We start from the raw sequence: 10,858 nt of genomic DNA, 5'->3' as shown, positions 1-10,858 counted from the left end.
AAAACGCCCGATGAGGTCCATCGGGCGTCTCTGGCCGGCTTGAACAGGCCGGCTCTGTGTCCCTCATAGGTGTCAACCTATGGCAGGACGGGTCAAGGGCGACAGGCTTACGCGTAGTCCGCAAGCGCCTTCTTCATCTTCTTCATCGCCGCGACTTCGATCTGGCGGATGCGCTCGGCGCTCACGCCGTACACAGCGGCCAGGTCGTGCAGCGTCATGCCGCCCGAACCGTCGTCGTTCACCTTGAGCCAGCGCTCTTCCACGATGCGGCGGCTGCGGTCGTCCAGCGCCTCGAGCGCCGTGGCAATGCCGTCGCTCGACAGGCGGTCGCGTTGCTGCGATTCGAGCAAGGCAGTCGGTTCCTGCGTGGCGTCGGCCAGGTAGGCGATCGGGCCGAAGGTTTCGTCGCCGTCGTCGGACGGGCCCGGATCGAGCATGACGTCGCCGCCCGACAGGCGGGTTTCCATCTCGAGCACTTCTTCAGGCTTGACGTTGAGCCGGGTCGCCATCTGCGACACCTCGTCGGGGCTCAGCGTTTCGCGGTGCGTGCCGTTGTCGGCCGCAGCCGAGTCGGCCTTGAAGCCCTGCTTCATCGAGCGCAGGTTGAAGAACAGCTTGCGCTGGGCCTTGGTCGTGGCGACCTTGACCATGCGCCAGTTCTTCAGGATGTACTCGTGGATCTCGGCCTTGATCCAGTGCATGGCGTAGCTCACGAGCCGCACGCCCTGGTCGGGGTCGAAACGCTTCACGGCCTTCATCAGGCCGACGTTGCCTTCCTGGATCAGGTCGCCGTGCGGCAGCCCGTAGCCCAGGTATTGGCGGGAAATGGAAACGACGAGGCGCAGGTGCGACAGCACGAGCGCGCCAGCGGATTCGAGATCGTTGTGGTCGCGCAGCTTGCGTGCGAAGCCCTGCTCTTCTTCGAGCGTGAGCATCGGCAGGCGGTTGGCGGCCGAAATGTAGGCATCCAGGTTGCCCAGCGGCGGAACCATCGACCATGGATTGGCGACGGCCAGCTGGTTGGCAGAGACTCCAGACAGCGTTGTCATCAGGGGAAACTCCTTTGTGTGGGCCATATTAGCACTCGGTTAGAGGGAGTGCTAAACCAAGGGTTCCCTTGAATTTCTATCGCCGGAATAGCCAATGGCTACCAGCGCACGCCCAGCTTTAGGAAAAGCTTGGACAGCACGAACAGAGGGCCGACCCACAGATATTGGATGTCTTCGAAGAACGAAGGCTTCTTGCCTTCGATCTTGTGGCCCACGAACTGAAAGATCCAGGCCACCACAAAGATAGCGGCTGAAATCGGCAATACAAGTCCGCCCATCGCATGCACCAGCGCCAGGGCCAGGGCGGTCAGCGCGAGCATGGTCAGCAGGAAGGCCGGGGCGCGCAGCAGGGCGTAGTAGACGAGGCTGGCGGCCACGAAACCGTAGGCTACCCAGGGATGGAGCGCGAACAGCAGTCCGACGATGCTCAGCATGATGGCCGGGATGGCCACGAAATGGATCAGCTCGTTGGTCGGGTTGCGGTGGCTCTCTTCATAGTGAGCGAGCAGGCGGTCGACCTTGCGGTCGCTCGATTCCAGGGGGGCGGCGGCGGTATGCGTCATGACAAGTCTCCGTGGGCGCCGTTCGGTGCGGCGAGACTTTCGATGGTGCCCACAGAGAAGCCCGATGGCAAGCGCACATGCGATGCGAAATTGCTATCAAAAAAGTAGCATAAAGCACTACAGCCACGGCGGCTGCCATGACTTTATGCACTGTCACCAGAAGGTTACATCGCTAAGATCGGCGCGTGGCATCCTTCGACTCCCCACCCGCACCTCTGTCACCGGCCGCGGAGACTGGCGCGCCCACCCGCACGCCCAGGGCGATCCTGGTTGTGGACGACCACGACCTGCTGCGCCTGGGCGTCTGCGCGCTGGTCCAGGCGCAGGCCACCCCGTCCGGCGCGAACATCGAAGTCTTCGAGGCCGGCAACGTTGCGGACGCACTCGCGCTGTACGAAACCCACCAGGCTTCCATCGGCCTCGTGCTGCTCGACCTGGCCCTGCCCGACACGCACGGCCTGAGCGGCGTGGCCGAGTTCCGGCTGCGCTTTCCCGCCGCGCGGATCGTGGTGCTCTCGGGCACTGGCAACAGCACGCTGGCGCAGGGCGTGCTCGCGCTGGGCGCCGCAGCCTTCCTGCCGAAGTCGGCCGACCTGAAGGAAGTGGTGAGCTTCATCCGCGCCTGCGGCCTGCTCGATCCCGGCGCGGCGGAGGTACCGCCACCGGCCGTGCCCAAATCGCTCACCGGCTATGCCGAATTCGCCCACGCCAGCGCCTGGCAGGAACTCACGCCGCGGCAGATGCAGGTGCTGCAATGGGTGCTCGAAGGCAAGGCGAACAAGGAAATCGCGCAGCTCGCGAACCTGAGCGAAGGCACGGTGAAGAACCATGTCTCGACCATCCTGCTGCTGTTCGGCATGCGCTCGCGCGCCCAGTTGATCAGCACCCTGCATTGAGCGTGCAGCCCGACGCGTCGAACGACCCCTCCGCCGACCACGCACTCGGCCAGCGGGTGCTGCGGGAGCACGTTGCCTCGGTCTACAGCACCTACGGCGTCTCGACACTGACGCACATGGCCTTCGTGGTGGTGTTCGGCAGCATCATCTATTCGCAGCTGAAAGACCCGAGCCTGCTGTTCTGGCTGGCCGGGCTGCTGATGGCCGACATCTACGTGTTCTTCACGCCGCGCTGGAATCCGTCCCGGCCCGTGCGTGAAAGCGCGTACTGGGCGCGCAAGATTTCGCGCATGGTCACGCTGGTGAGCATGGTCACGGCGGTGGTGCCGTGGCTCATCGTGCCGCACGACAACCTGCCCATGACCTCGCTGCTGATGGCCGTGATCGTCGGCAGCTGCGCGCGGGCGGCGCAGTCGCTCTGGCCGCTGAAGCCGGCGCTCTTCGGCTACACGATGCCGATGTCGCTGGGCATGATCACCGCGCTGGCGTGGCAGGGCGACGGGCTGCACCTGTTCCTGGCGGCAGCCGGCGCGGCCTACCTGCTGCTGACGCTGCACGCGGGCGTCGGCCAGCACAAGCTGCTGACAGCGTCGCTCATGCTGCGCTTCGAGAACGAGGCGCTCGCCGCGCGGCTCGGCGAGCAGATTGCCGCCACCGAGCGCGCGAGCGAAGAAAAAACCCGCTTCCTGGGCACCGCCAGCCACGACCTGCGCCAGCCGCTGCATGCCATCGCGCTGTTCGGCGCCGCGCTGGAGAATGAACTGCGCGACCGCCCCGAGGGCCGCAACGCCGAGCGCCTGATGCGCGCGGTGAACGCGCTGGGCGCCTCGCTCGACACCATGCTCGACGTGTCGCGCCTCGACGCCGGCGTGATCACACCCGCGCCGCAGCCGGTGCAGCTCGACGCGCTGTTCCTGCCCCTCAACCACACCTTCGCGGCGCGCGCCGAGCAGAAGCAACTGCAGCTGCGCGTGCGCGCCAGCGGCCTGTGGGTGCACAGCGACCCCCAGCTGCTGCACCGCATGCTGTCCAACCTGATCGACAACGCCCTCAAGTACACAGCCCGCGGCGGTGTGACGGTGATGGCGCGCGAGCGCGGCGACTCGGTGTGGATCGAGGTGCGCGACAGCGGCATCGGCATTGCGCCGGAGCAGTCGGGCCGGATCTTCGAGGAGTTCTATCAGATCAACAATCCGGGCCGCGACCGCTCGCGGGGGCTCGGCATCGGGCTGTCGATCGTGCAGCGGCTGTCGCGGCTGCTGGGGCATCCGGTGCAGATGCATTCGCGGCTGGGGCGGGGTACGCACTTTCGCGTGGTGGTGCCGGCAGTCAGTGCGGCGGCGCGCGAGCTGATCGGGGCGCTGGCGCCGGCCGCCACGGCCGACGCTGCCACCGGGCAGCGCCGCGGTCCGGCGCCAGTGTTGCCCGGGCGCGTGCTGCTGCTCGACGATGAACTGGAAATCCGCGAAGCCATGATGGGCCTGCTGCGCTCCCACGCAATCGACGCCCATGCGGTGGCGGACGAGGCCGGCGCTGCCGCTGCCCTGCGGCAGGCGAGCGGCGAGGGCCGCCCCTTCGATCTGTTGCTGTGCGACTACCGGCTGGCCGACGGCGCCGACGGGCTCGATGCGGGCCTGCGGCTCAGCCAGGGCCAGGGCGTGACGACGCCGCTGCTGCTCATCACCGGCGAGACCTCGCCCGACCGGCTGCAGCGGGTTCGCGAGTCGCAGGTGCCGGTGCTGTTCAAGCCGGTCGTGGCCGATTCACTGTTGCAGGCGATGGCCGAAGTTGCCGTTGCCAGATGAGCCCATGACTTTCGGCACTGGCGAGCATTCGCTGCGCGCACTACCTTCGCTGCATTGCGTTCCCGCAAGAGAAGGAAAAGGGGAGAGGGAGAAAAAGCGAAGCGGTCCCGGCGCAAGCCGGGGCCGTTTTTTTATCCGAGCAGCGCCTGCGCGAATTCGCGGGCGTTGAAGGTTTCGAGGTCTTCGAGCTTCTCGCCCACGCCGATGAAATAGACCGGAATCGGCCGTTCGCGCGCAATGGCGCACAGCACGCCGCCCTTGGCCGTGCCATCGAGCTTGGTCACGATCAGGCCGGTGAGGCCCAGCGTCTCGTCGAAGGCCTTGACCTGCGCGAGCGCGTTCTGGCCGGTGTTGCCGTCGATCACCAGCAGCACCTCATGCGGCGCCGTAGCGTCGGCCTTGGTGACAACGCGCTTGATCTTCTTCAGCTCGTCCATCAGGTGCAACTGCGTCGGCAGGCGGCCGGCCGTGTCGACCAGTACCACGTCCTTGCCGCGCGCCTTGCCGGCGTTCACCGCGTCGAAACTCACGGCCGACGGATCGCCGCCCTCGTTGCTCACGATCTCGACCGTGTTGCGGTCGGCCCAGACCAGCAGCTGCTCGCGTGCCGCGGCGCGGAAGGTGTCGGCCGCGGCCAGCAGCACCGAGGCGCCTTCGGTGGCCAGGTGCTTGGTGAGCTTGCCGATGGAGGTGGTCTTGCCCGCGCCGTTGACGCCGGCCACCATGATCACGGTGGGTGTGAACTGGCCGATGACCAGCGGCTTCTCGAGTGGCTTGAGCAGGTCGGCCACCGCCTCGGCCAGCAAAACCTTGACCTGCGCTGCGTCGGTGGCCATCTGGCGCTTGACGCGGCCGCGAAGGTCGTCAAGCAGGTATTCGGTCGCCTTGACGCCGGTGTCGGCCATCAGCAGGGCGGATTCGAGTTCTTCGTAAAGCGCGTCGTCGATCTGCGCGTTGACGAACACGGCCTGGATGCCGGTGCCGGTCTTGCGCAGGCCGGTCTTGAGCTTGTCGAACCAGCCCTTGCGCTCAGTGGCGACGGCGATTTCGGCAGCGGGTGCAGGAACCGGCGCGGGAACTGGGGTCGGAACAGGCGGTGGAACGAATGCGGGGGCTGGCGCGGGTGCCGCTACTGGAGTTGCGACGGGCGCTGGCGCCGGGGAGGGCGCTGGTGCTGGTGGCGCAGCAGGAGCCGGCGTTTCTTCGGCCGCCGGCTTCGAGCCGAACCAGCTCGAAGGCGAGAACACCGAGCGCGCCGGCGCGGCTTCGGGGGCAGGCGCCGGTGCGGCCGGCGGGGTGGGCGCCGGCGTATCGGGGGTTTCGGCAGGCGGTTTTTTCTTGAAGAAACTGAACATCAGGAGCTTTTTACAATCCGACCCATTCTATGAAACACCTCCCGCCACGCCGTGCTGCGTCTGGTGCGGTGCTGGCGATGGCGCTTCTGGCGCCATGGGCCATGCCTGCGCAGGCCCAGACTACCCAACCTTCCGCCGCCGCAGCCGCGGCGCCCGGCCCCCAGCAATTCACGCTTGCCAACGGCATGACGCTGATCGTCCAGCCCGACCGGCGCTCGCCCACGGCGGTGCAGATGGTCTGGGTCCGCGTCGGCTCCATCGACGAAGTCGACGGCACCTCCGGTGTGGCACATGCGCTCGAACACATGATGTTCAAGGGCACCAAGGACATCAAGCCCGGCGAGTTCTCGCGCCGGGTGGCGGCCCTTGGCGGCCAGGAAAACGCCTTCACCACCCGCGACTACACCGGCTACTACCAGCAGATTCCGGTCGGCAGTCTCGAACAGGTGATGAAGCTTGAATCGGACCGCTTCGCCAACAACCAGTGGCCTGACGACGAGTTCAAGCGCGAGATCGAGGTGGTCAAGGAAGAACGCCGCCTGCGCACCGAAGACCAGCCGCGCGCGCTACTCGGCGAACAGCAGAACGCCGCCGTCTTCACCGCCTCGCCCTACCACCGCCCCGTGGTCGGCTGGATGAGCGATCTCGACGCGATGACGCCCGAGGACGCACGCGCCTTCTTCAAGCGCTGGTACGTTCCCGCCAACGCCGTGCTCGTGGTGGCCGGCGATGTCGACGTGGCCCAGGTGCGCGCCATGGCCGAGAAGTACTACGGCCGCATCCCGTCGAGTGCCGTGCCTGCGCGCAAGCCGCGCACCGAGCCGACGCAGCGCGGCATCCGCCGCATCGAACTGAAGGCGCCGGCCGAGCAGGCGTATGTGTCGCTGGCCTTCCGCGTGCCGCAGCTCGCCAGCATCGACGACGCGAACAGCGACGCCTGGGCGCTGGTGGTGCTGTCCGCCGTGCTCGACGGCTATGCCGGCGCGCGGCTCGACCGCGCACTCACCCAGGGGCCCGATCGCGTCGCCGATTCGGCCGGTGCCTATTCGGGCTTCATGGGTCGCGGCCCGCAGCTCTTCGTGCTCGACGGCGTACCAGCCGCCGGCAAGAGCGCCGAGGTGGTCGAGGCCGCGCTGCGCGCCCAACTGGCGCGCGTCGCCAAAGACGGCGTGGGCGAAGCCGAACTGGCCCGCGTCAAGACCCAGTGGGTGGCGAGCGAGACCTACAAGCGCGACTCGGTGATGGCGCAGGCGCGCGAACTCGGCAGCAACTGGGTCCAGGGCCTGCCGCTCGACGCCAGCGAGCGCATCGTCGCCCGGCTGCAATCCGTCACGGCCGCCCAGGTGCAGGCCGTGGCCGCCAAGTACTTCGGTGACGACCAGCTCACGGTCGCCACGTTGCGCCCCCTGCCGCCCGAAGCCAAGCCCCGTGGCCGCGGCTTCGCGGCGCCCGCAGGCGAAATGCGCTGAAAGACAGGTCCCGCTCCATGAAAACTCTCAAGAAGATCGCCCAGTGCGCCCTGCTCGCGGGCGTCACCGCCATCGTGGGCATCACCAGCGCGCAGGCCGCGCTGCCCATCCAGCAGTGGACGCTGGCCAACGGCGCAAAAATCTACCTCGTGTCGACCAACGCGCTGCCGATCGTCGACGTGCAGATCGACTTCGACGCCGGCAGCCGCCGCGACCCCGCACCACAGGCCGGCCTGGCCAGCACCACCGCGACCATGGTCGAGAAGGGCGTGCGCGCCGGCAAGAGCGGCGAACCGGCGCTCGACCAGAACGCCCTGGGCGAAGCCTGGGCCGATCTGGGCGCCAGCTTCGACGTGAGCGCCGGCACCGACCGCACCAGCTATTCGCTGCGCACCCTGTCCGATCCGGCGTTGCTGAACAAGGCGGTGGCGCTGGCATCGCGCGAGATCGGCGAGCCGGCATTTCCCGACGACGTGTGGCTGCGCGAGCGCGAGCGCATCAATGCGGCCATCAAGGAAGCCAACACCAAGCCCGCGACCGTTGCGGGCCGCGCCTTCGCGCAAGCCGTGTACGGCGTGCACCCCTACGGCCAGGAAGTGACGGAAGAAACGCTCGCGCGCATCGACACCGCCGCCATGCGCCAGCGCTACCAGCAGCTGATCGTGCCGTGCCGCGCCAAGCTCAGCATCGTGGGCGCCGTGACGCGTGCCGAGGCCGAGACGATCGCGACCACGCTGCTGTCGCGCCTGCCCGGCCCCGAGGCCTGCACGCCGCTGCCTGCCGTTGCACCAGTGGCCGCGCTGACAGCGCCCAAGGACGAGCGCATTTCCTTCGACTCGGCACAGGCCCACGTCTTCATCGGGCAGCCCGGCTATCCGCGCAAGGACCCGGACCACTTCGCGCTCACGCTCGGCAACTACGTGCTCGGCGGCGGCGGGTTCGTCTCGCGCCTGATGAACGAGGTGCGCGAGAAGCGCGGCCTGACCTACAGCATCTACAGCGGCTTCGCGCCGGGGCTCGAGGCGGGCGCCTTCCGCGTCGGCTTCCAGACCCGGCCCGACCAGGCCGAAGAGGCGGTGAAGATGTCGCGCGAAGTGCTCGCGAAGTTCGTGGCCGAAGGCCCGACCGCGAGCGAACTGAAGGCCGCGAAGGACAACCTGATCGGCGGCTTTCCGTTGCTGCTGGACAGCAACCGCAAGCTGATCGGCAACGTTGCCAACATCGCCTGGCACGACCTGCCGCTGGATTACCTCGACACCTGGACCGCGCGCATGAACGCAGTCACGGCGGCCGACGTCAAGGCGGCCTTCCAGCGCAAGCTGCAGCCCGAACGCATGGTGACGGTGGTGGTGGGCGGCAAGGAAGCCAAGACGACCGCCAAGGCGCAGCCCTGATCGGCGGTCATACCACCAGGGCGTGCGGGCCGCTGCTGGCGGCAGCCCGCACCGCCGCCCCAAGCCGTTCGAGCAGCCGCGGCGCCGCCCGCGCCTGCTGCCAGTAGAGCGGCACCGGCAGCGTCGAGCCGGGCACCAGTTCCACCAGCCTGCCGTCTTTGATTGCACCGGCCACCATGCTGGCCGGATGCATACCCCAGCCCATGCCTGCGCACGCCGCCTCGACGAATGCGTTGGGCGAAGGGATCCAGTGCCGCGGCGTCTCGACATTGCGGTGGCAGATGCGCCGCACCCAGCGCGTCTGCAGCCGGTCCTTGCGGTCGAACACCAGGCTCGGGGCGTCCGCCAGCGTGCGGGCACCCACGCCCTTGGAGAAGTGTTCACGCACGAATGCGGGGCTCGCGGCCGCCACGTAGTGCATCGTGCCCAGCGCCTCGCTGTTGCACCCCGCCACCGGTTGCGCCAGCGCGGTGACCGCCGCGAACACCGCGCCGCTGCGCAGCCGTTCGGCCGTATGGTCCTGGTCGTCCACCGTGAGGTCGAGCAGCGCGGCCTGTTCCTGCGTGGCGAAGGCTGCGGCGGCGGCCACGAACCAGGTTGCGAGGCTGTCTGCGTTGACGGCCACCCGCACCGTGACGCGCTCGCCGCCCGCTTCGTCGCCGCCCATACCGAGGGCGGGCAGGGCCTCGCGCAGTTCGTGCTCCAGCATGCCCACGCGCTCGACGTGCCGGCACAGTTGCAGCCCAGCCTCCGTTGCGACGCAGGGCTGGCCGCGCACCAGCAGCGCGCCGCCGGTGCGCTCTTCGAGCTGCCTGATGCGCTGCGACACCGCAGAGGGCGTGACGTGCAGCGCGCGGGCGGCGCGTTCGAAGCTGCCCTCGCGTACGACGGCGGCAAGGGCGTTCAGCGCGGCGTAGTCGAGCATGGTGATGAAGTAAAACTGAATAGGATTAAGAAAGTTTAGTTTGAATTAATCCTGAGCGGGCGGCATCCTCGAAGCATGCAAGCCGTACACGTCACCACTGCCTTCGCCAACGGGCTCTTCATGAGCCTGGTCCTCATCGTCGCCATCGGCGCACAGAACGCCTATGTGCTGCGCCAGGGATTGCGCCGGGAACACGTGGGCGCGGTGGTGCTGTTCTGCGCGGCCAGCGACGCGGTGCTGATCGGCGCCGGTGTCGCCGGCATGGCGCAGGCGCTGCAGGGGCGGCCGATGCTGGCCACCGTGCTCGCGGGGCTCGGTGCGGCCTTTCTCTGCGGCTACGGGCTCAAGGCGCTGTGGCGCTCGCGGCAGCCCGCCGCGCTGCAGACCACGGCGCAGGGCGTTTCGCTGTCGCGCGTGGCCGTGGTGGCGCAGGCGGCCGGCTTCACGCTGCTGAATCCGCACGTCTACCTCGACACAGTGCTGCTCGTGGGCAGCGCGGGCGCGCAGTACGCGGGGCTGCTCAAAGTCTGGTTCGTGGCGGGCGCCGCCACGGCGAGCGCGCTGTGGTTCACCTCGCTGGGCTTCGGCGCGCGGCTGCTCGCACCGGTGTTCGCGCGGCCGCGCGCCTGGCAGATGCTCGATGCGCTCATTGGCGGCACCATGCTTCTGCTGGCCGCCATGCTGGCACAGCGAGCGCTTGCAGGGCTCTGAAAGCGGGCATGCGGGCGGCGTTAAGCTCGCCGCATGCCCCAGAAAGCCGCCCCCGCCTCCCGTCCCGCCGCACCCAAGCCCAAGCGCCCATCGAAGCCCAGCGAGGTGCGCATCATCGGCGGCGAATGGAAGCGCACCCGCCTCGCCGTGGCCGACAAGCCCGGCCTGCGCCCCACACCCGACCGCGTACGCGAAACCCTGTTCAACTGGCTCGCGAGCCTCGCAGGCGCTGGTGGCGGCGAACTGCCGGGATGGCAGTGCGTCGACGCCTTCGCGGGCACCGGAGCGCTCGGCTTCGAGGCCGCCTCGCGCGGCGCGGCGAATGTGCTGCTGTGCGAGCAGGACGCCGCGCTGGTCGCGCAGCTCCAGGCCGCCAAGACCAAGCTGAGCGCCGAGGCTGTGCGCATCGAGCGCGGCAACGGCGTCACAGCCCTCGAACGCGCGCCCTCCGGCAGCCTCGATGCCGTGTTCCTCGACCCGCCCTTCGACAGCACAGCCCTCTACGAACCGGCCCTGCGCGCCGCCGCGCGTGCGCTGCGTGCCGGCGGCTCGGTGTACCTCGAAGCACCGCGCCGCTGGAGCGATGAAGAACTGGCCGCCTTCGGCCTTGTCGGTTTCCGTTACCTGAAGGCCGGCGCAGTGCACGCCCATCTGTTGCGGCTGGCTGCCGAGGGGACTGCATAATCCGCCG

General features: G+C 68.4%; 10 protein-coding genes. 6 read left to right on the top strand and 4 right to left on the bottom strand.

The window, feature by feature from the left end; all coding sequences use genetic code 11:
• Window positions 1-107: 107 nt before the first annotated feature.
• Entirely contained in the window at window positions 108-1,049 is a 942-nt protein-coding gene (gene rpoH, locus BLV60_RS33130) for an RNA polymerase sigma factor RpoH (RefSeq protein ID WP_093059932.1), read from the bottom strand.
• A 98-nt stretch (window positions 1,050-1,147) separates the two neighbouring features.
• Window positions 1,148-1,612, bottom strand: coding sequence for an Mpo1 family 2-hydroxy fatty acid dioxygenase (locus BLV60_RS33125; RefSeq protein WP_093059930.1), 465 nt, complete (start codon window positions 1,610-1,612; stop codon window positions 1,148-1,150).
• 185 nt (window positions 1,613-1,797) lie between these two features.
• On the opposite strand from BLV60_RS33125, the gene BLV60_RS33120 reads away from it, so the two are divergent.
• Complete coding sequence (locus BLV60_RS33120) at window positions 1,798-2,508, top strand: response regulator transcription factor (protein WP_093059928.1); 711 nt, start codon at window positions 1,798-1,800, stop codon at window positions 2,506-2,508.
• Between the two features lie 2 nt (window positions 2,509-2,510).
• Entirely contained in the window at window positions 2,511-4,313 is a 1,803-nt protein-coding gene (locus tag BLV60_RS33115) for an ATP-binding response regulator (protein ID WP_256329683.1), read from the top strand.
• A gap of 131 nt (window positions 4,314-4,444) precedes the next feature.
• On the opposite strand, the gene ftsY is transcribed toward BLV60_RS33115, so the two are convergent.
• Window positions 4,445-5,668: a signal recognition particle-docking protein FtsY gene (gene ftsY / locus BLV60_RS33110; protein WP_093059924.1), complete on the bottom strand. Its 1,224-nt coding sequence runs from the start codon at window positions 5,666-5,668 to the stop codon at window positions 4,445-4,447.
• Between the two features lie 77 nt (window positions 5,669-5,745).
• On the opposite strand from ftsY, the gene BLV60_RS33105 reads away from it, so the two are divergent.
• Together BLV60_RS33105 and BLV60_RS33100 are read left to right on the top strand one after the other, a co-directional pair.
• The gene (locus BLV60_RS33105) at window positions 5,746-7,137 is read left to right on the top strand and encodes a M16 family metallopeptidase (RefSeq protein WP_371127429.1); all 1,392 of its coding nucleotides are present in this window, start codon (window positions 5,746-5,748) and stop codon (window positions 7,135-7,137) included.
• Between the two features lie 17 nt (window positions 7,138-7,154).
• On the top strand, window positions 7,155-8,531 hold the full coding sequence (locus tag BLV60_RS33100; RefSeq protein ID WP_093059920.1) for a M16 family metallopeptidase: 1,377 nt from the start codon (window positions 7,155-7,157) through the stop codon (window positions 8,529-8,531).
• Window positions 8,532-8,538: 7 nt separating this feature from the next.
• On the opposite strand, the gene BLV60_RS33095 is transcribed toward BLV60_RS33100, so the two are convergent.
• Entirely contained in the window at window positions 8,539-9,456 is a 918-nt protein-coding gene (locus tag BLV60_RS33095) for a LysR family transcriptional regulator ArgP (RefSeq protein ID WP_093059918.1), read from the bottom strand.
• Between the two features lie 75 nt (window positions 9,457-9,531).
• Between BLV60_RS33095 and BLV60_RS33090 the strand changes: the two genes are divergently transcribed.
• Window positions 9,532-10,167, top strand: a complete 636-nt coding sequence (locus BLV60_RS33090; protein ID WP_093059916.1) for a LysE/ArgO family amino acid transporter — start codon at window positions 9,532-9,534, stop codon at window positions 10,165-10,167.
• A gap of 33 nt (window positions 10,168-10,200) precedes the next feature.
• Entirely contained in the window at window positions 10,201-10,851 is a 651-nt protein-coding gene (locus tag BLV60_RS33085) for an RsmD family RNA methyltransferase (protein WP_093059914.1), read from the top strand.
• The last annotated feature ends 7 nt before the right edge of the window (window positions 10,852-10,858 follow it).

Origin of the sequence: Variovorax sp. YR634 (assembly GCF_900106655.1) — a bacterium.
GTDB lineage: Bacteria > Pseudomonadota > Gammaproteobacteria > Burkholderiales > Burkholderiaceae_C > Variovorax.
Note: the sequence above shows the minus strand (reverse complement) of the source record. Positions and strands in the feature narration are given on the sequence as shown.

What these genes read in the sequence shown, in the direction of transcription:
- rpoH (WP_093059932.1), bottom strand. Translation starts at nt 1,049, where the DNA reads ATGACAACGCTGTCTGGAGTCTCTGCCAACCAGCTGGCCGTCGCCAAT.
- BLV60_RS33125 (WP_093059930.1), bottom strand. Translation starts at nt 1,612, where the DNA reads ATGACGCATACCGCCGCCGCCCCCCTGGAATCGAGCGACCGCAAGGTC.
- ftsY (WP_093059924.1), bottom strand. Translation starts at nt 5,668, where the DNA reads ATGTTCAGTTTCTTCAAGAAAAAACCGCCTGCCGAAACCCCCGATACG.
- BLV60_RS33105 (WP_371127429.1), top strand. Translation starts at nt 5,746, where the DNA reads ATGGCGCTTCTGGCGCCATGGGCCATGCCTGCGCAGGCCCAGACTACC.
- BLV60_RS33100 (WP_093059920.1), top strand. Translation starts at nt 7,155, where the DNA reads ATGAAAACTCTCAAGAAGATCGCCCAGTGCGCCCTGCTCGCGGGCGTC.
- BLV60_RS33095 (WP_093059918.1), bottom strand. Translation starts at nt 9,456, where the DNA reads ATGCTCGACTACGCCGCGCTGAACGCCCTTGCCGCCGTCGTACGCGAG.
- BLV60_RS33090 (WP_093059916.1), top strand. Translation starts at nt 9,532, where the DNA reads ATGCAAGCCGTACACGTCACCACTGCCTTCGCCAACGGGCTCTTCATG.
- BLV60_RS33085 (WP_093059914.1), top strand. Translation starts at nt 10,201, where the DNA reads ATGCCCCAGAAAGCCGCCCCCGCCTCCCGTCCCGCCGCACCCAAGCCC.